The following is a 19755-nucleotide window of genomic DNA, read 5'->3' as shown; positions in this document are numbered from 1 at the left end:
AAATAGTCGGCCCTCTTGCGACTTTCAGACTTGCCCAACGCCACCGTCGTCCATGAGATCCGCACCCGTCATATAGGAACTTTGGTCGGACGCCAGGAAGAGCGCGGCACTGGCCATCTCCTCGGCTCGAGCGAGTCGACCGAGCGGGATCATGTTCAGGTACATCGTCACCAGCGCTTCGCGCTCTTCGGGCGTCGCGGCCTGAGAATCGAGGATCGGGGTATCGGTTACGCCGGGGCTAAGCGTATTGACGCGGATACCGCGATCCTTGAATTCAGCAGCCCAGGTCCGGGCATAGGAACGCAACGCCGCCTTGGTCGCGGCGTAGGTGGTGTGCCCTGGAATGCCCATGACGTGCATGGCCGACGAGACCAAAACAATCGACCCACCCGCTGTCATCAGCGGCAACAGCTTTTGCACAAGGAAGACGGGAGCGCGAGCGTTGAGGTTGAATGTCTTGTCGAAATGAGCGGGCGTGAGGGTATTGATCGAAGCCTGCTCCGTTAAGCCCGCGTTCGACACGATGATATCGGCTACACCCTTTTCGTTCCTTACCGCTGCAGCGACGCGGTCGAGGTCTTCGAGATCCGTGACGTCAGCCTGGAGTGCGGTGACATTGCGTCCGATCAGTTTGGCGGCTTCATCGAGCTGTGCTTGCCGACGGCCAAAGATAAAGACGTGAGCGCCTTCGGAGACAAACCGCTGAGCGATCGCCAGACCAATACCGGTTGTGCCGCCGCTAATAACGGCAACCTTGCCTGCGAGAGTGGGCATTGAAACCTTCCGTCTGTTCGTGAATGACAAGAACAGCATAATTGCTGCCGCCAATAATGATAATGAGCATATTTTCCATAAGATCTATTCTTCAAAAAAATGAGTCGCGTACTATCAATGCCTTCCAAGAACCACGGACGAGCCGGTTATTTCGCTAATGATTAGTTCTGTGGAAGACTAAAAATGGATCGTTTTCACGAATTGAATTCTTTCATCGCCGTGGTTGAAGCAGGCGGTTTTTCCGCCGCCGCGCGCAGAACCGGCGATTCACAGTCCGCTGTCAGTAAAGCGATCGGCGCGCTGGAGAGGCGCCTTGGCGTGGTGCTGTTTAACCGGAGCACGCGCAGCGTGACCCTGACGGATCAGGGGCAGCAATACTATGATCGGACGAAACCGCTAGTCGACGAGATGAATGAAGCCGACAGCGAACTGACGAGCAGCACGCACAATGTCTCCGGTCTGATCAGGATCGCCGCATCTTCTACGTTCGGCCGGCTTCACATTCTCCCGCTCATTCCCGACTTGCTAGCGCTCAATCCCGGCCTTCAGGTGGACCTCATTCTTTCCGACTTTGTGCGGGATATGGTGGACGATCGGATTGATCTGGCAATCCGGGTGGGCCCCGTCAACGAACCTGATGCGGTTGTCAGGCGCGTGGCTAGTACCCCGCTTGTCTGCGTCGGATCACGTCGCTACTTCGAGCAACGCGGAATACCGAAGACCCCCGCCGAGCTCGCTGGTCACAACTGCCTTCTATATGGCGGTTTGATGGAGTCAGTAAACTGGCCGTTTGTAGGACCGGAAGGTCGATTCAGCGTCTCAGTTCGCGGAAATCTTTCATCCAATAGTGTGGAAACGATCCGGGCCGGTGTTCTCGCCGGTGTGGGAATCGGGCTGTTTGCCAAGGTCTCTCTTGCCGACGAACTCCAGCATCCGGACGTGATCGTAATTCTCGAAGAATTCATAACCGACGTCAGGGACATAAGCCTGATCTGGCCGAAACGCCGGTATGTACCGGCACGCGTGCGCCGTGCGACTGACTTTTTTGCCGCCGCTTTACCGCTGCGTATTTAGGCAAACAGAATCAATCGGGCCGGGAAGGATCCAAGCGAAGCGCGGAGAGGCGGATCGATTAAACGGGTAAATGGTGACCCATAACGCGTGCTGCACCTGAGCCAGCCGTATCGAACTCAACATGATCGGAAACAGCCGGCGCATCCGTTTCATCGATCGCCAAGCAGTCCCCGGGACAAGAGATGCGCTACAACTTGGAACTATACTGAGGCACTTGGAGGCTTCAATGGCTGATCACGACCGACTACATCCACTACGTCCGTTCCTGAAGAATTGGGTTTGGGAGCATGGGCGAATTGGGACTCGCTATCTCGACTTCGTCGACGGCGAAATCAAGTTCGATGAAGGCAAGAAATCGCATTTCGCCGCCGAAAAGTATATCTATGTGCCCCTGGATAAAGGCGCCAAGGACGATGGCTCCGCAGAAGGTCCCGCGATCCAGGACGCGGGCCTTGCGCGATTTTTGCGGGCAGCGCAATTAGGTACGCCGGAAGACGCCGGTTCTATCGCGGAGGTCCAGCGCGCCGTGCAGGATTGCGTGGAACTTGGCCTGTTCAGCGCCTATCAACTGGAGGCTCGCGAAGCGATGGCCCGCTATGCAGAGGAGGCCATGTTCGATGACGAGATCCGCGCGGCCGTTGTTGACGACATACGGCGTACCTATACCGGCATGCGCGAACAACTGGCGCTCTACGATTTCAGTGTGCTCTACGGCTTGCCCACGCCGCTGCTAATCAACGAGACACCCTTCATCGACTGGCGTGTTCGCGTCAATCCGGGACTTCCGTTTGTATCGCTTCCGTTGGGACCTTATTGCCTGCTGGTCGGCGCGGTATCGGGCAGGAAGAGCCGCGTTGGCCCGGTGGTCTGGAAGGCCGCCAGCGCGATGGGCCCGCTGAAGGACCACAACCGCCTGATCGCGCAGAACACGCGTCTGTGGCTGGTGGCGACTACGGATGATCAACTTGTCGCGCCACAAGCCCGCCTTGCCGCCGTCATTGGCGCCAAACAGGATGATACGAAGCCCTGACTGCTGACATCGAATCCAGCCTTGTCACGCTGATTTGCCAGAACCCGAGGACGGCCATCGCCACCTTTCCGGCCTCGCTGATAACCACGTGCCTGACGCGCTACGGCTCCGTTCCGCTGAAACTGTTACTCTTCCCCATTCTCGACCGCAGCCTGGTCGCACGTGATGGGGCCAAGTCCAAGTGCCTGGCGTCAAGCAAGACAGGATTTTGAATGTTCGGTTTTCTACGCAGTTATTTTTCCAACGATCTGGCCATTGATCTCGGCACCTCAAATACGCTGATCTACATGCGTGGCAAGGGTATTGTCCTCGACGAGCCCTCGGTCGTATCGATTCGTCAGGAAGGCGGTCCGAATGGCAAAAAAACCATTCTCGCCGTGGGCAAGGAAGCGAAGCAGATGCTTGGGAAGGTGCCGGGCAACATTGAAGCTATTCGCCCGATGAAGGACGGTGTGATCGCCGACTTCAGCATTACCGAGCAAATGATCAAGCACTTCATCCGGATGGCGCACGAAACCCGCATGTTTGCGCCATCGCCGCGGATTGTTGTATGCGTGCCGTGCGGATCAACTCAGGTCGAACGACGCGCGATCAAGGAAGCCGCGCATAGCGCCGGCGCGTCGCAGGTGTACCTGATCGAAGAACCCATGGCGGCCGCAACCGGTGCCGGCCTGCCCGTGTCCGAGGCGACCGGATCGATGGTCGTCGATATCGGTGGCGGCACCACGGAAGTTGGCGTGATTTCACTTGGCGGCATTGTGTACAAGGGGTCGGTGCGTGTTGGCGGGGATAAATTCGACGACGCTATCGTCAACTATATTCGACGCAACTACGGCATGCTGATTGGTGAGCAGACAGCTGAAGCCATCAAGAAGGAGATCGGCTCCGCGTTCCCGGGCTCGGAGGTCAGGGAAATGGACGTGCGGGGCCGCAACATGTCCGAAGGTATTCCGCGTAGCTTCACGGTCTCGAGCAATGAGATCCTTGAAGCCCTCTCCGATCCGTTGAACCAGATCATTTCAGCGGTGAAAATCGCGCTTGAAAACACGCCACCTGAACTTGGCGCCGATATCGCCGAACGCGGCATCATGCTCGCGGGCGGCGGTGCGCTGTTGCGAGATCTTGACCGTCTGCTTGCAGAGGAGACTGGCCTGCCGGTGCTCGTCGCTGAGGAGCCGCTGACGTGTGTCGTGCGCGGTTCTGGCATGGCGCTTGAGCGTATGGACAAATTTGGTAGTGTCTTTTCCTACGATTGAAAATTGGTTTTCGTTCGCACTTGGTCGGGGGTTGGGCGGTTTGGTTTGCGGGGGGCAGGGGTGGTATTGGGGTGCCAGGTTCCAAGGTTAGCGGCCTGGTTCAATGCCGAGTTGCACGGGTTCTGCGTTAGCGGCCTGGTTCATTGCCGGGTTGCTGCTTTCCAGGTCTTCGCGCGTTATACGTTGGATGTTTTCTTTATCACTATTAGCCACTGCGCGTGGCGGCGCGTCATTTCTTTTTCCAAAGCGAAAAAGAAACGAAGCAAAGAAAACGCTTTTAACAGCTCTACCCTAAGTGTCCACAGCGTGCAGTTCCATTTCATGGGTGCCCCAAAAGCACGGTGCTCGCCAGAGCCACGGATGTGTGAACCCCTCTTTCTCCGAACACAGATACCCCACGCTTCGCCACCAGTGTTTGAACCTGCCCAAGGTACACCCCGCGCTATCCGCGGAAAACCACCCACCGAATTTGTACGCATACCGAACCACTTTGCAACCTGTCAATAAATGAGGGAGCAGATTGGGTGAGGCCTAACCCCGAAAATCGCGGCGCAACCTGAGCAGCTAACCCGCGAAGAACTATAGCGGAAGATACGTGTGAGGCCGTGCGGGTCCGTGGGGCACTGGTGCTTGCCCGAGAGCGTACGGGGCGAAGCGTTTTAATGTCAGGATTCGCGAGAAGGAGGGTTTCAAACATCCTAAGCTCTTGCGAGCACCGTGCTTTTGGGGCACCCATGAATCAAAACTGCACGCTGTGGACACTTAGGGTAGTGCTGTTAAAAGCGCTTTCTTTGCTTCGTTTCTTTGTCGCTAAGGACCAAGAAATGACGCGCCGCCACGCGCAGTGGCTAATAGTGATAAAGAAAACATCCAACGTATAACTCGCGAAGACCTAAAAAGCAGCAACCCGGCATTGACCCAGACCGCTAACGCAGAACCCGTGCACCCCGGCATTGACCCCGACCACGCCCGCCCCCAAACCCGGCCACGATGCCATCCGCAAAATCTAGAACAACTTCTGCCACTGATCCTGCTTGTGCATATCCGCGCGCGTATTAATCTCGATCAGAATGCCCCCCGGCGAACGGCAAAAGAACCGCGAACCACGCGAGTTGTTAAAGACCTCCGTTTCCATGCGAACGCCGTCCTCCAGAAATTCCTCATACAGGGTATGCACGTCATCCAGGCTGTCGACTTCCAAGCCGAAGTGGAAGTTCTTGGGCCAAACCGGCACCTCTTCCGCCACATGGTCCAACACAATGTCAAAGCCATTACGTTTGAGCAGGCAACTCTCTCCCGCGGCAACGATCTCGCAACCGAGATACTTCTCAAAAAATGCAGCCGTCTCGGCTACGTTGGTCGTGGGAAAGCTCAGGTGGTTCAGCTTTGCTTCTTTATGAAGATTCATGATCGGTCTCGCAGAAAAGTTGATATGTACCGCAGAGCGATTGCCTACCGACCAGCCCTAAGTGCCTGAGCTGATCGTGTGTTGCTCCACGGGGTCCATTTTGCGAGTAATTGCTCTATTTTTAAACTCGCATTGACCAACTAGCCTGCATCAGCGGATATAGCAATACTGGCGTGGGTTTCACGCGTCGGCCACCACACGGATACGAATAATTAATCGCTTTTCGGAGTCACCTTTTTCCGGGTTCGTGGCAACTTTTCAGGCTGACGATCCACGATCCCCATATACCCGAATATGGCACGGCCGACGCGGCTTTCCAGACCTCTTCGATCCGTTTCGCCACGCTCTCCCGCTGCATCCACGATGGCGCGAATCACAGCGACAAGGTCGTCGATCGTAATCTCCATCTCCGTCTGCGGTGGAATATCTTCATGCACGAGAATCTGCCGGATCACTTCACGAAAAGCGGACTTCGATGCCGCCAACTCATTGGCAATGACGGAGCGGTTTTCCTCGAAGTCGAGCGCGCGTGCAAGCGCTGGACGACGCAGTTGCTGACGAACGCAAACTGTAATCAGATGCCTCAATGCCTTCTGACCTGTCGGCTCGTTCAATGCGCCCTCAGCCTCCGCAAAGAACACGGCCCCTTCCCGCTCGCTAAGGGCAACAATGAGCGCGTCCTTGTTCGGAAAGTATTGATACAGCGAACCGACACCAACTCCCGCGCGCTGCGCGACCAGATTGGTATTCATCCCTTCCATCCCCTTCGTTTCAAGCACGCGGGCCGCTGCCTCCAGAATCGCAGCAACGGTTTGTTCAGCACGCGATTGCTGCGGAATCTTTCGGGGCTTTAATGATTGACGCCGGGGTTTCGTCACGATGCAACCTGATAAAAAGCGAGTTTTAACTCGGATTCTACAGCCTGACGCACGAGCCTTTTTAATCTGCAGCAAATTGCAGCGATCGTCTGGTACCTCGCAACGTAGTACCTCGGACTGCCATCCTCCAGCTCACATACGCTGATTGGTTCGATCATCGGCGTCGGCCCGATGAATCAATTGATGCGTGGTCCCTCCTGTACCAGCGGCGTCCATTGCGTTGGCCGCAGCGCTCTATTGGCTATTTCGGGTAGTTGCTTGAGCACAACTGCCACGCTATCGCGCCTTGCTTGCCGCTGCAACCCACTGGTCGAATTGCGGCTTGTTGCTCGCAAGCCAGTCATCGGCAAGCTTCGTGATCTGCATCGTCGACCCGCCATTTTTGCTGATTGCGTACTCCCACTGCGACCATGTCGCGACCGGGATCTTGATCTGTTCGATTAGCATCCGGATCGCAGGATTGGCAGCGATGAACGTCTTGTTCGCCACGGTATCGAAGTTCCATGACGACATCGCCATCCGGCACGGATCGGCGCCGCCGGCACAGCCCTCTACGCCTTTGATAAGCGCAGAACCCTTGTTGGGTACGTTAGGCGGCAAGGCATCGGCGGGCGTAGGCAGCCACACCACATCCTTTCCCGGAACCAGCGCGTTGGTTGCCCACGACGGACTCCAGGCGTAGAAAAATGCGGGCTTGCCGGCCTTCACGCGCGTCACTGCATCGACCATCAATGCCTCGTATTTTCCCCGCACCGCGTGGACATTTTGCTTGAGGCCGAATTTATCCAGTTGATAATCCACCACGTCTCCGCAGCTCCATCCGGGGTCGCAGCTAATCAGTTCCGCCTTGCCGTCGCTGCCGAAGAGCCCCGCAATCTTGGGGTCCTTCAATTGCTCCAGACTGGTGATGTTGTGTGCAAGCGCCGTCTTCCTGTCGATCACATAGCCATTGATGCCGCCACCGACGATCATGCCGTTGCCGACCACTTCCGCCTGTTTTTCAACAGCGCGAAAGCCCGGCTCGCGCTGGGGAAAATTCACATCGGTCGCGATGTCCGCGTCGCCCTGCGCCGCCGCCTGGAAGAAGAGCGTGGTGTTCATCGTGCTTAACTTCACGTCGTAGCCGAGCGCCTTCATCGCTTTCATCACGATCTGTGCCGCGACGTAGTTCCCACCAAGGCTGTCACCCTGCGCGTAGCGAACCGTCTTGCCGTCGCCGGGTAAGGCCAGCGCAGCTGGCGTGGCAGCACCCACGCTCGCCGACGTCAGGCCGACCACTGCGACGGCAGCGAGTGTGCTTACAGCCCGGACAAATGCTCTCATCAATGCTCCTCTTTCGTGATCGTTTGATCGTCTGGCTTTTAAACCAGACGCGCTTTGAGTACGCTATTTTTACAGCGCCTTTTCAGCATCGTGGGCCGTGTCTGGCGGCGTGCTCCTGGGAACCCGTCCACCGCGAATAAACCTCGCCAGCACCGGCAGAAGCGCGCTCTTGGTGCCGCCCTTCGACTGAGCCAGCTTCTGCGTGATGCGATCGAGCATCATCGCGAGCAGCACGATGGCAATACCGCCAATAGCCGCCTGACCGACATCGAGACGACCCAGACCTTGCAGCACCACCAGCCCCAACCCTTCCGCGCCGATCATCGCGATCACAACCGACATCACCATGGCGGTGAGCACGGTCTGGTTAAGGCCGCCGAGGATAGTCGGGATAGCTAACGGCAACTGGACCTCCCAGAGAAGCTGGCGTTTATCCGCGCCGAAAGCCAGACCCGCCTCCACGATCTCATGATCGACCATGCGAATCCCGAGATGGGTGAAGCGGATCAGCGGCGGCATGGCCGTGATGACGACTGCGACCTCACCCGGCACCGTACCCACGCCAAAGAGCATCACGACGGGCACGAGATACACAAATGTCGGCGTGGTCTGCATGATGTCCAGCACCGGACGCACGATTCGCCAGACCCGGTCGCTGCGTGCACACCAGATGCCGATCGGAATGCCGATGACCGCGCAAAACACAATGGCGGTCGCGATCAACGAGAGCGTTGTGATGGCTTGATCCCAGACACCAAGCATCGCGATAACGATCAGTCCCACCAGGGTAAACGCAGCAACTCCAAGGCTCGCCAATCGCCATGCGAGCAGGAACATCAACAACAACATGAACGGGAACGGGATCGCGTGAAGCGCGCTGTCGTTGAAGTTCAACAGCCGCTCAACGGGCCATTTGATAAGCAGGAAGAACGGCCGCAAGTTGAGCGCGATCCATTGCACTCCGTGCTGGATCCAGTCGCCAACCGGCAGGCCTGCGAGGTCATCGGCTTTAATTAACATGGCGTGCTCCTGCGGCGCCCGGAGCGCCAATGCCGGCCAATATTTGCCCGGCTTCCAGGCGGCCTATCAGCCGGCCGGTGTCGTCTATGACGCCGATTGCGCCGCCGTTGCGATAACTGCCGGCGACATCGACGAGCTTGGTGTCGGCGGGCACGCACGTAAAGCGGCTGTCCGGCCGGGGCATCGCGCCGCCGCGCGCCAGTTCTATCTCGGACGCCGTCACGGTGCCGAGGATGCGTTCATCGGCGTCGAGCATGAAGCCCGGTCCCGGTTCGCCGGATGGGTCGCCCAGAACGATTCCGTTAGGACCACGCAGGATGGTCACGAGCGATGTCATGACCGAGCCGGCATCGAAGAGTCTGCCGCGATCGACTTCACGGGTGAACGCAGCCACGTATTCGCTGCCGGGTTCAAGCACGATGGACTGCGGCGTGCCTTCACGCACCAGCTTTCCCTCCGACATGATGGCGATGCGCGAGCCGAGCTTCAGCGCCTCCTGGAAGTCGTGCGTGATGAACAGGATGGTCTTGCTCAACGTACGTTGCAGGCGCAGCAACTCGTCCTGCATCTCGGTGCGGATCAGCGGGTCCAGCGCGCTGAACGCTTCGTCCATGATGAGGATATCGGCGTCGGTGGCGAGCGCTCTCGCCAAGCCCACGCGTTGACGCATGCCGCCGCTTAGTTCATGCGGCATGTGATAAGCCCATCGCGCAAGACCGACCACGCTCAACACCTCTTCCGCGCGCTTGCGCCGCTGCGGAGCCGACATGCCCCGTAGCTTCAACCCAAACTCGACGTTCTCAATCACACGCCGGTTAGGCAGCAACGCGAAATGCTGGAAGACCATGGAGATGCGATTGCGCCGCACTTCGCGCAAGCCGGCTTCATCGAGCGTGCAGATGTCCTCATCGTCCAGCAGGATCTTTCCTGCGCTCGGTTCGTTAAGACGATTGATACAGCGTGCAAGCGTAGACTTGCCCGAGCCCGACAATCCCATGATCATGTACATGGCACCTGAGGGCACGCTTAAGGAAACGTCGTCGAGTCCTACTACCTGGCCGAGCGTCTCCTGCACTTCCGACTTGTTTTTCCCGGCGTTCAACATGGCCAGGGCGCGCTCAGGCTTGTCCGTGAACACCTTGTACAAATGCTCGATCTTCAAGCGCTCGGTCATAGCCTCTTCTCCTCATGAGAGCCAGCGGATTGCGAAAATTGGGAAAGATGCTGCAACGGTGAAAAGTCCGTCGGCACGAGAATCCTGTTTTCCGCCTGCTCGATGTTCTCTGACAGCTTGGGCAGGAAAGCCTGCCATCTTGAATCATTCGCCAGTTGCTGACGGCGGCGCGCCCGGTCCTGAAGGTCTGCGTAAGCCCACCAGTGCGTCACCTGGCTCAAGGGGCCTATATCAGACGTGAAGTAGCCCACGAGCCCGCCAAGGATCGGTTGCTGGATCGCCAGCCCCTCTTCCCGCACAAGTTGAAGATAACGGCTCATGCAGCCGTTCCTGATTCGATAGATCCGTTCTTCGACAATCATGAGCGCAACTCCTTATCTTCACCCGCCAGAAAGCGGCGCATCAGCGCGGCGACAAGATCCGGCGCCTCGATCAGGATCGAATGCCGTAATCCCGGCAGGATCTCGAGTTGCGAACGGGGAATGCGCTCGTGCATGAAATGCGCCATGCGCGGGTTGGAGCCTTGGTCCTCTTCTCCGGTCGCGATCAGGGTCGGCACCCCGATCTGATCGATAAGACCGCCAAAGTCCGTTTGCGCCAACACGCGATAAGCGGCCGCGTAGCAATCGGGATCATTCTCGGCGTTACGCTGGCGCATGCGCGCGACCAACTCGGGATGACGCTGCTGAAACTCCTCGGTAAGCCACCGCGACACCGACGCATCGTAGTGCGAGCCCCGGTCGCCGGATTGCAGCGCAGCAAGCCGCGCTGCCACCCGTTCACGCTCTTCGGGCGTGCGCCCGGCCACAGTAGCCAGCAACACGAGTTTCCTCAGGCGCGCCGCATGCGTGAGCGCCAGCCGCTGCGCGATCAGGCCACCGAGCGAGAAACCGGCGAGGTCGAATTTTTCGAAGCCCACATGGTCGGCAAGTGCCAACACGTCGCCCACGAAATCATCGATTTCATAACGGCCCTTGATCAGCGATGAGCGCCCATGACCACGCAGATCCAGCGTCAGGATACGGAAGGTATCGCTCAATTTTGCTGCGACGCCTTCCCAGGCATCAAGACTCGACCCCACGCCGTGGATGCAGACCAGCGGGCGCGAGCCTTCACCCTGGAGCCGATAATTCAGCACCACGCCACGGCCGGTGAATGTCTGATCGGGAGCAGTTTGCGCTGTTGAAGTCCTGGCGGCGTCCATGGGTCAGTACCCCGCAGCCGCGACGCTCGGCTCGCCCTGTGGATCCTGTTTTCGTCCGGCATCGCGCGCGGCAAAATGCGGCATCACTTCATCGATGAAGAGACGCAACGTCTTGACCTGCAGCTCGAACGGCAGGTTGAACGAGAGGCCCAGGCAATATTGATCGACGCCCTGGTCTTCGTAAATCTGCAGCTTCCGGATCACCTCGTCGGGCGTGCCGAACATCAGGTTATCGCGAATGTTCGCGGGGTCGTAGTTGGCACGATTCGCCACCGTCTCGTACGGCACAGGCTCAGGAAAACCATCCTTGACGGTGCCAATGTTCTGCATCAGGTTTTCGAAGGTGCGGCCGTAATCCACGCTGTGGCGCACGGCGGTTTGCCAGTCATCGGGGTGATCGTATACGCAGGTCCGCCGCTGCATCATGAAGCGCGGGCGCGCACGCTCGGGATGGTCGGCCACGGCCTTGCGGAACTTCTCGCCCAGCACCGCGACTTCAGCCGGCGGCGCGGACAGCGGCGTAGACAAGATGTTCGCACCAATGCCAACCGCCCAGTCGAAACTGCCGGGGTCGCGTGTGGCCACCCAGATGGGCGGATGAGGTTGCTGCAATGGCTTGGGCACGGACGTCGCCAGCGGAAACTTCCAGTAGTGTCCGTCATGAGCGTAATCGCCTGCCCAGAGCTTCTGCACGGCCGGCACGAGTTCCTTCATATACCCTACGCCCTCCTGCTGAGGAATGCCGCCGGCCATGCGATCGAACTCGTACTGATACGCACCGCGCGCAATCCCGAATTCGAGGCGTCCACCGGTCAGGTGATCGCACATGGCGGCTTCGCCAGCGAGCCGGATTGGTGACCAGTACGGCGCGACCAGCGTCGCTGTCCCAAGCCTGATGCGCTGCGTGTGCTGCGACAACCAAGTCAGGATAGCGAACGGATTAGGCGAGACGGTGCATTCGATCGTGTGATGCTCGGCGGTCCAGAGCGTTTCGAAGCCGCCTTCGTCGGCCATGCGCGCCAGCGCCAGCATATTGGACATGGCCGTCGACATTGAATCCTTCGGCGAGAAACGCTCCATGCTGATTGAGATGGCAAATTTCATAATGAGTCTCTTGATTTGGATTTTTTGGCAACGCGCATGGCTCAGCGCAAACGAATGACGAACGGGTCTTGCATGGCGCCCGAGTAGTCGATCACGACGTTCTTCAAACGCGAGAACTCGCGCATCACTTCAAAGCCGCCGCGACGCCCGTAACCGCTTCGCTTGGTGCCTCCGTTCGCCGACATATAAGCCGCCGAACGATAGGTGTTCACCCAGACCGTGCCCGCCTCGATGTCGCGTGCAAAGCGCAGTGCGCGGTCAATGTTCTGGGTCCAGATGCCCGCGGCCAAGCCGTATTCGGTATCGTTGGCGAGCGCGATGAGCTCCTCTTCCGTGTTGAACGGAACCACGCCCACGACCGGTCCAAAAATCTCCTCCTGCATGAAGCGCATCTCGTTGCGGGCCTGCGTCATCACGGTCGGCTCGAAGTACCAGCCACGCGATAACGCCGAGTCTTTGGGTTGTCCTCCGCCGATCGCGATCTTCGCGCCCTCGCTCACGCCGGACGCAACGTAACCCACCACTTTATCTAGCTGACTGGCAAGAGCGAGCGGTCCGATATCCGTGTCGTCGGCCATCGGATGTCCGACCTTGACGCGACGCGTGCGCTCGACCAGCGCCTCGACGAAACGCTCATACACCGGTGCCTCGACGAAGCAGCGCGAACCCGCCACACAGGTCTGCCCGGCTGCCGCAAAGATGCCCGATACAACGCCGTTCACCGCCCTATCCACGTCGACATCGGAGAACACGACATGTGGCGACTTGCCGCCCAGTTCCATCTGGCAGGGAACGAGATTTTCCGCCGCGTTGCCCGCAATCTTGCGACCGGTCACCGTGCTGCCAGTGAACACAAATTTAGCGATGCCGGGATGGCGCGTGAGTGCATCGCCGGTCGTCGCGCCGTCACCCGTGACGACGTTGAATACACCCGGCGGAAAGCCCGCTTCGATAGCCAGTTCAGCAAGCGCGAGCGTTGAAGCCGTCGCGTGTTCCGACGGTTTGACAACGATCGTATTGCCTATCGCGAGACACGGCGCGAGCGTGCCCGTGAGCATCATCAGCGGCGAATTCCACGGGATGATCATGCCGACCACGCCTATGGGCTCACGCAAATTGAAGTTCAGCGTGTCGAGTTTGTTGACGGGGATCGTATCGCCCTGAAGCTTGTCGGCCATCCCGGCAAAGTAGAGATACGAGTCAGGGATAGCCCGCATCTGCGCGCGCATTTCCTTGATGAGCTTGCCGTTGTCGCGGCATTCGATCAACGCCAGTTCGTCCGCGTTGGCGAGCACGAGATCGGCAAGACGGCGCACCAGTTTGCCGCGATCGGTTTGCGTGATCCGGCGCCACGCAGGGTTCTTCAATGCAGCTTGCGCCGAGCGCACAGCGGCATCCACGTCGTCGGCATTGGCTTGCGCAAACTCATACCAGGGAGTAGCCGTGGTGGGGTCATAACTCGACACATATTGCCCACTGCGTGGAGTCGTGAACTCTCCATGAATGAATAGATTCTGTCTCGACCCTTGCAAACTTTCGACTGTCGTTTTCATCATGTCCTTTCCAGATTCAAGGTTGCGAATGCTGCAAATGCTTCATATGAGGCTGCGCTGCACTGACCATCGCGACGCGGCCGCCATCGTGTGAATCCATGTAAATGCCGAACCGCCCGCCAGCGCTTTCGTTCACATAACGCCGCAGCATTCCCCGTATTTCCGTCGTCGGGATGTCGTCGTAGGGAAGCTGGTCGAGCGGGAAGAAGCGGAAGTTCTCGGGGATCTCGCAAGCCGCACGCGGAAGCGCCAGGCGGGCGCGGTAGATCAGGTAACCGGAGTCGCTGCCGGCTGCATCGAAGACGGAATAGAGGAACGTATCGTCGGGCAGCAACTCCAGGTCGTCTCCGCCTGCAATCGGAAGCCGGCCATTGACGAGCCGGTGCGGTGCACTGGGCAGCGTCCAGCCATTCTTGCCATCGCTTGCCAGCAGCAATGATCCTTCGGCCTCGATGAGATAACCGACGATCATGTTGTGCGATGAGAGCCAGCCCGGCGGCAACGGATTCTTGACTTGCGCATAGCGGCCGCGGCAAAAGCCGAGCGGCGCTGAAGGACTGGTTCCAAAGGCCTGGACGCGGCCGATGAGAATCGTGTGGTCACCTGCATCAACGCGGTCATGGACCGTGCAGTCGAACCATGTCAGGCATTCGGTCAGCACGGGCGCGCCAGTGTGGACGCCGTCATGACTGACGGCAGCGAATTTATCGGCGGATTTGGAGGCGAACAGATTGGAGACGTCGGTCTGCGCTTCGTGCAGCAGATTGACGGCGAAGTGACCGGTATCCTGGAAGACGGGATAACTCGACGCACCCTTTCCTACGCATACGAGGAGCAACGGCGGATCAAGCGACACCGACGTGAACGAGTTCGCCGTCATGCCACGCGGACGGCCTTCGGCGTCGCGGGTGGTGATGATCGTCACCCCTGTCACGAAGGTGCCGAACGCTCGGCGCAAGGCGACCGGATCCACGGCGACGGGTTTATCTGAAACTTCGGCTTGCATGTACTTCACCTCGAACGTCGTTACGTTGAGGTCTAAGTTAAGCCATGCAAAATCCGATATCTTCCGCTGGATCGAAGGACATCCGAGCCTGATTACCCTCTCATTCGAGGTACTGACTTAGCGCGCTTCGCTGACGGTATGCTGTTCTCAACCAGGCTATGCAGCTGCAACGCAAGCTCGATCGCGAAACGCTGCTCAGGCGTTTCGACCTGGATGCCAAACAGGTCCGAGATCCGCGACAGGCGATACCGCAGGGTGGTCACGTGAAGGTCCATCGCATCGGCGCAATGCTGGCTGCGGCAGCCTGAGCGGACATAGGCAGCGAGCGTTTCAAGGTAAGCGGACTTGTGCTTCTTGTCGTGCTCCACTACCCGGCCTATGGCGCCGTCAATGAAGCTGCGCACATCGGCGGAATCAGCGGCGCCGATCAGCATGGGCAACGGTCCGAAGTCAGGGACGGTCATCGCACCGCGTCTGCCGAATGTGCGGGCCACCCGGATCATGCGCCAGCAGCGCTCCCATTCGTTCGCAATCGATTCGAGCCCTTCGCATGTGTCGCCAACGACCACGATGGGTTCACTGCCAAACGAACGGAACAAGGTCTCGGAGACGCGCTGCGCCAGTCGCGCAACCCGGTCCAGTTCTACGCCCTCCTCATGCGGCACGAGGCACACCAGCGCGCCGCCAACCGTCACGATGTGCACCGCAACATGCAGTTGCGCGGCAAGCAGCGCGACCGCGCGATGCGCATCGACAGAGAGATCCGCGGACGCATCCGTGCGATCCGGAAAATCGGTCACGAGCATGCGCATGGGCGCCGCGAGTGACAGCCCGAGGCGACGGGCGCGGCGCAGCATGTCCTGCTCGTCGCGCCAGCGCCGCTCGACGATTTCGAAGAACAATTCAGTGAGCGTTCGCGTCTCGAAGCGAAAGCGTATGACGCTACGCATCAATTGAACGCTTAGCGCAAACTTCGCACTTTCGATGAGGAGTTTCTGTAGATCATTCGCGTCGGCCTTGTCGAAGGTCAGCAAAGCGCCGACTGCTTCATCGTCGACCATGAGCGACTCTATGCGGGCATCGAGCGAGAGCTTGTCGCCAAGGTGCAGCGTGATGGTCTCGGCGTGCCGGGTGGTGACAGCGTCACGGACCTCGGCAAGAATCTGACGGCCCGTTGCCCCTTCCAGCATGAGACGCCACGCGTCGTTGTCGTGAGCGTCAGGCACGGGCGACGCGGACGCAAGCAAGCTGCTTGCGAAGAAATCCAGTACGAGTACGGGCGCATTGAGAAGATCGCCGAGCATGGCGGTGAGGGTTTCTATGGAGCCGCCGGCGAGCACTTCCTGCAGCAGCGAACCCTGCGCGCCGAGCACGCGGCGCAATTGTTCGGCCGCAGCAATCTGCGCTTGATGGCGATGCGCACGTTCAATCGCTATTGCCCCAAGATGCACGATGATCCCCATGAACGCGAGATCATCGGCGGACACGTCCACCACTTTGCGCGACGAAACGGCCATGACCATGGGCCGCCCTTCACCGTCGACGCTCGCCATCGGATAGATCAGCACGGTGCAATAACCGCGCTCATGCGCTTCAAGCCGATACCCGGGGAATTCAACGGACTCGCGCGCATCGCGGATATATACGGGCTCGAAACGCTGCAGCGCAACCAGCGCAGGACTGGTCGCCAGTTCCCATCGATCTCCTAGTGGGCGGCGCAGCATGGCATTGGTTTCATAACGCGCCGTGACCAGCGCGAAACCATGCGCGAGGTCCACGGTCATGATCGATCCCAGGTCCCACGAGCCGTGCCGGCATGCCGCCTGGATGAGGTCCCGCAGCAGCGTATCGAGGTCGCCATCTGAGTTGATTTGGCTCGCGACATCACGAAGCGACATGATCCGCGACAGTTGATCTGGCATATCAGAGCATCCAAAAGTCTTATTTCAATATACGACATAACGTAGCAAAAAATAAAAGATTCATCCCTCGAAGGCGCGGAGGACGCACCCTGTTTGCGTCGTTAGCATTCGTATTGGACAAGTCAGTACCCCCACCCGCCAACCAATGGAGTGCGCACATGGAAACTGGGATTCGCAAGATCGCGACGTTTATTGAAGAGACCGTCATCGAGGGAGGAAGGAAGGCTGAGCGGCCGATTACAACGGTGGTCGTTGCAGCAATCGTTCGCAATCCGTGGGCAGGAAAAGGCTTCGTGGAAGACCTCCGGCCGGAGATCCTGCGGCTTGCTCCGGTGCTGGGCGCCGAGATGACACGGCGGCTTGTGGCCATCATGCCGGCCGATCGCGTGGAGGCTTATGGGAAGGCAGCGACCGTGGGTGTCAACGGTGAGATCGAGCACGGTTCGGCGCTGATCCACACGCTTCGCTTTGGCAACATGTTTCGTGAGGCAGTCAACGGCACTGCATTTCTCAGCTTCACGAACACGCGTTCAGCCCCCGGCGCGCTCCTGTCTGTTCCCATGATCCATAAGTCGGAAACGGGCAAGCGGTCGCACTTCATCACGGCAACGTTCCAGGTAGCGGATGCTCCCGGCCCCGACGAAATCGTGATCGCGATAGGCGCAGCGGACGGCGGCCGCGCTCATCCGCGCATTGCTGATCGCTTTCAGGACATGGCGGAGATGGAGGCCGAAAAGGCGAACGCTTGATCAGCGAAAAGGCTGCGGCGCTGGCTTGCGGTTGATAAAGACGCCGGCGTTGCCGCGATATCAGAGAAGCCGGCGTCGAAGTCGCTGGATAGAGCCGGTCGGTAAGACGGCTCTTCGGCGTGGGGATGTTTTCAAACGATGACAGACTTGTAGCGCTTATCCGGCCGAGCATCTGTCACATGCGATTTTCAACGTCTTCAATGAAGAAGCGTTAGCTCCTGTTTCGTGCCTGTGGCAACATCCGCAAATGAGCGCGCTTACCAAGCAAGCGTAAAGCTCACGTTCGTTGTCTTGACACGACTACTAAGGTTGTTTGTAAAGGAGCAGTAATGCGTGCATCACCCGTTGCGTCGACCGTGCCAACTAGCGGCCACTATTACGACAAAAAACGCTACCAAGCGCACGATCCAAGCGATCACGTTATCGCGGTGGCCGTCTGACGGTGATCAAGCTCGACCGCTACGACATCGCCATCCTGCGCGTTCTTGCCCGCGATGGCCGCATCACGAAATCAAAACTCGCCGAAGAAGTGAACCTGTCGATTTCGCCCACTTGGGAACGCGTGCGCAAACTTGAGGAGAGCGGCGTTATCAAGGGGTATCGTGCGGAACTCGACTGGGTCGGAACCCTTAACGCGAGCCGGATCGTGGTGGAAGTCACGCTCGCACGACATACAGAGCGGGACATGCGGCGCTTCGAGGAGGCCATGCAGGCCGCGCCGGAAGTCGTGCAGTGCTATGCGACAGGCGGCGGCGTGGACTATGTATTGCACGTGGTCTCGCGCGATATTTACCACTACCAGCGCTTCATTGACTCATTGCTGATAGGGGAAATCGGAATAGAACGCTACTTCACTTATATCGTTACGAAGGTCGTGAAGAGCATGCCTGACAGGGTGCCCGACTGGGAGTGAAAAACGCTTCACGGCAATGTACGACTCTGATGGTTTCCCCTACCCTCGCTGGCAAATCACCGAATGCGCACCATGGATAAGCCAAGGTGCGCACGTCACATCACGCTCCCAACTGTCCGCGACCAAGCCGTCGAACTAACACCCTACGTTGAACGGTAGGCCATCTTGCCGCCGCCGTCCTTCCTTTCGATGGAAGACGCATTTTTTAGTGTCACGTAACTTATATCCATCCGTGCGACGGCAAAAACCGATCCCTCACTTCGATAAGTCGCCGCAGCGGAAGTAGACCAAACCTTAATATTCAAACAGGGAGATGACCTTCATGAAAGCAATGATGCGAGCGGCAACGGTCGCGGCGTGCGTAGCAAGCGTGGCATTTGCAACGCCCGCAGTAGCCGCATCCCCGCAGGCTCAGCCCGGTGCGGGCAAGACAATTCACTACGCGCAGACCGACAGCCTGGGCGCGAATTACGTCGCGGTACAGATCGTGAAGAAGGCGCTGACGTCGCTCGGCTACGAGGTGAATCTGAGCACCATGGGGACGGTACTGTTCTTTCAAGCGGTCGCGCAAGGCGACGTCGACATGGAGACCGACGTCAATTTTCCGCAGAGCGAACCTGATTTCCGCGTGGTCCAGGCTCAGGCTGAAATGATCGGCGGCGGCGAAATTATTGGCGGTGGAATCAATGGTTACCTGATCGATAAAAAGACCGCGTTAGCGCACAACATCACCAGTCTCGAACAGATGAAGGACCCGAAGATTGCTGCACTGTTTGGGGACAACGACAAGGCGCAACTGATCAGTTGTGATCCGGGCTGGAGTTGCGGCGATGTCGTCAACTATCAGCTGGACAAGTTCGGACTCCGTCAGACCGTGCATCCGGTAAGCGGTAAATACGAGGCGCTGATGGCCGACGTCGTGACGCGCGTCAAGGCAGGCAAGCCGGCGTTCTTCTACGCGTGGAGCCCGTCGTGGACGGTCAATGTGCTGGTGCCGGGTAAAGACGTCGTATGGTTGCCGACGCCCACCGACGCGTTGCCGCCGAACGTGCCGAACCACGGCTCGGCGCTCGTGAATGGCGTTGAAGGATGTGCGGGCGGCGCGAATCCGTGCCGTATGGCGATGGCATCGTGGAACTACGGTGCGGTCGCGAACAAGCAATTCATCGCGGCCAATCCGGTCGTGAAGAAGCTCGTCGAGCAGGTCAGTTTCCCATCGGCGACATGGTCGGCCTGGGAACTTGCGATCAGCAAGGGCAACGGTGCAACAGCGGTCGTCTCGACACTCGCGGACCAGTGGCTGGCCGCGAACAAAACGCAGTTCGACGGCTGGGTTGATACGGCTCGTAGCGCACACTAAATGAGTG

The 19755-nt window shown here is 58.7% G+C and carries 18 protein-coding genes and 1 pseudogene; 7 read left to right on the top strand and 12 right to left on the bottom strand.

Going from position 1 to position 19755, the window contains the following annotated elements; genetic code table 11:
• Positions 1–24 precede the first annotated feature (24 nt).
• Positions 25–774 (bottom strand): SDR family NAD(P)-dependent oxidoreductase, encoded by a 750-nt coding sequence (locus tag ACMX25_RS19575; protein ID WP_414951728.1) that lies wholly within the window; start codon positions 772–774, stop codon positions 25–27.
• 183 nt (positions 775–957) lie between these two features.
• Between ACMX25_RS19575 and ACMX25_RS19570 the strand changes: the two genes are divergently transcribed.
• The 3 genes from ACMX25_RS19570 to ACMX25_RS19560 all read left to right on the top strand — a co-directional run bounded on the left by ACMX25_RS19570 (position 958) and on the right by ACMX25_RS19560 (position 4134).
• Positions 958–1848 (top strand): LysR family transcriptional regulator, encoded by an 891-nt coding sequence (locus ACMX25_RS19570; RefSeq protein ID WP_414951727.1) that lies wholly within the window; start codon positions 958–960, stop codon positions 1846–1848.
• A 226-nt stretch (positions 1849–2074) separates the two neighbouring features.
• The gene (locus ACMX25_RS19565) at positions 2075–2878 is read left to right on the top strand and encodes a hypothetical protein (protein WP_414951726.1); all 804 of its coding nucleotides are present in this window, start codon (positions 2075–2077) and stop codon (positions 2876–2878) included.
• Between the two features lie 212 nt (positions 2879–3090).
• The gene (locus tag ACMX25_RS19560) at positions 3091–4134 is read left to right on the top strand and encodes a rod shape-determining protein (protein WP_414951725.1); all 1044 of its coding nucleotides are present in this window, start codon (positions 3091–3093) and stop codon (positions 4132–4134) included.
• A gap of 1006 nt (positions 4135–5140) precedes the next feature.
• Here ACMX25_RS19560 and ACMX25_RS19555 read toward each other — a convergent pair.
• Entirely contained in the window at positions 5141–5542 is a 402-nt protein-coding gene (locus ACMX25_RS19555) for a VOC family protein (protein ID WP_414951724.1), read from the bottom strand.
• A gap of 212 nt (positions 5543–5754) precedes the next feature.
• Positions 5755–6495, bottom strand: coding sequence for a TetR/AcrR family transcriptional regulator (locus ACMX25_RS19550; RefSeq protein ID WP_414951723.1), 741 nt, complete (start codon positions 6493–6495; stop codon positions 5755–5757).
• Between ACMX25_RS19550 and ACMX25_RS19545 the strand changes: the two are divergent.
• Positions 6496–6663 (top strand): annotated as a pseudogene (locus ACMX25_RS19545) (inorganic phosphate transporter); the annotation flags it as partial.
• Between the two features lie 33 nt (positions 6664–6696).
• On the opposite strand, the gene proX (ACMX25_RS19540) reads toward ACMX25_RS19545, so the two are convergent.
• The 9 genes from proX (ACMX25_RS19540) to ACMX25_RS19500 form a co-directional block, all read right to left on the bottom strand.
• On the bottom strand, positions 6697–7743 hold the full coding sequence (gene proX / locus ACMX25_RS19540) for a glycine betaine/L-proline ABC transporter substrate-binding protein ProX (RefSeq protein ID WP_414951722.1): 1047 nt from the start codon (positions 7741–7743) through the stop codon (positions 6697–6699).
• A gap of 69 nt (positions 7744–7812) precedes the next feature.
• Complete coding sequence (locus ACMX25_RS19535) at positions 7813–8763, bottom strand: ABC transporter permease (RefSeq protein WP_414951721.1); 951 nt, start codon at positions 8761–8763, stop codon at positions 7813–7815.
• Positions 8753–9937 carry a quaternary amine ABC transporter ATP-binding protein gene (locus ACMX25_RS19530; protein ID WP_414951720.1) on the bottom strand — a complete coding sequence of 395 codons (1185 nt, stop codon included), beginning with the start codon at positions 9935–9937 and terminating at the stop codon, positions 8753–8755. The genes ACMX25_RS19535 and ACMX25_RS19530 overlap by 11 nt, the downstream gene beginning before the upstream one ends.
• Complete coding sequence (locus ACMX25_RS19525; protein WP_414951719.1) at positions 9934–10299, bottom strand: NIPSNAP family protein; 366 nt, start codon at positions 10297–10299, stop codon at positions 9934–9936. The genes ACMX25_RS19530 and ACMX25_RS19525 overlap by 4 nt, the downstream gene beginning before the upstream one ends.
• Positions 10296–11141: an alpha/beta fold hydrolase gene (locus ACMX25_RS19520; RefSeq protein ID WP_414951718.1), complete on the bottom strand. Its 846-nt coding sequence runs from the start codon at positions 11139–11141 to the stop codon at positions 10296–10298. The genes ACMX25_RS19525 and ACMX25_RS19520 overlap by 4 nt, the downstream gene beginning before the upstream one ends.
• 3 nt (positions 11142–11144) lie before the next feature.
• A complete protein-coding gene (locus ACMX25_RS19515) occupies positions 11145–12245 on the bottom strand; it encodes an LLM class flavin-dependent oxidoreductase (RefSeq protein ID WP_414951717.1) in 1101 nt (366 codons plus the stop codon).
• Positions 12246–12286: 41 nt separating this feature from the next.
• Positions 12287–13798 (bottom strand): aldehyde dehydrogenase, encoded by a 1512-nt coding sequence (locus tag ACMX25_RS19510; RefSeq protein ID WP_414951823.1) that lies wholly within the window; start codon positions 13796–13798, stop codon positions 12287–12289.
• A 16-nt stretch (positions 13799–13814) separates the two neighbouring features.
• Positions 13815–14804 carry a flavin reductase gene (locus ACMX25_RS19505; RefSeq protein WP_414951716.1) on the bottom strand — a complete coding sequence of 330 codons (990 nt, stop codon included), beginning with the start codon at positions 14802–14804 and terminating at the stop codon, positions 13815–13817.
• Between the two features lie 92 nt (positions 14805–14896).
• A complete protein-coding gene (locus ACMX25_RS19500; RefSeq protein WP_414951715.1) occupies positions 14897–16726 on the bottom strand; it encodes a helix-turn-helix domain-containing protein in 1830 nt (609 codons plus the stop codon).
• A gap of 158 nt (positions 16727–16884) precedes the next feature.
• Between ACMX25_RS19500 and ACMX25_RS19495 the strand changes: the two genes are divergently transcribed.
• From ACMX25_RS19495 to proX (ACMX25_RS19485), 3 genes are all read left to right on the top strand, one after another.
• Positions 16885–17475 carry an amino acid synthesis family protein gene (locus ACMX25_RS19495; RefSeq protein ID WP_414951714.1) on the top strand — a complete coding sequence of 197 codons (591 nt, stop codon included), beginning with the start codon at positions 16885–16887 and terminating at the stop codon, positions 17473–17475.
• Positions 17476–17917: 442 nt separating this feature from the next.
• Positions 17918–18388, top strand: a complete 471-nt coding sequence (locus tag ACMX25_RS19490; protein WP_414951713.1) for an Lrp/AsnC family transcriptional regulator — start codon at positions 17918–17920, stop codon at positions 18386–18388.
• 331 nt (positions 18389–18719) lie between these two features.
• Positions 18720–19748: a glycine betaine/L-proline ABC transporter substrate-binding protein ProX gene (gene proX / locus ACMX25_RS19485; protein WP_414951822.1), complete on the top strand. Its 1029-nt coding sequence runs from the start codon at positions 18720–18722 to the stop codon at positions 19746–19748.
• Positions 19749–19755: the final 7 nt, after the last annotated feature.

This window comes from Caballeronia eucalypticola, assembly GCF_047608185.1.
Lineage (GTDB): Bacteria > Pseudomonadota > Gammaproteobacteria > Burkholderiales > Burkholderiaceae > Caballeronia.
The sequence above is the reverse complement of the archived record's forward strand: the minus strand, read 5'-3'. Positions and strand labels throughout refer to the sequence as shown.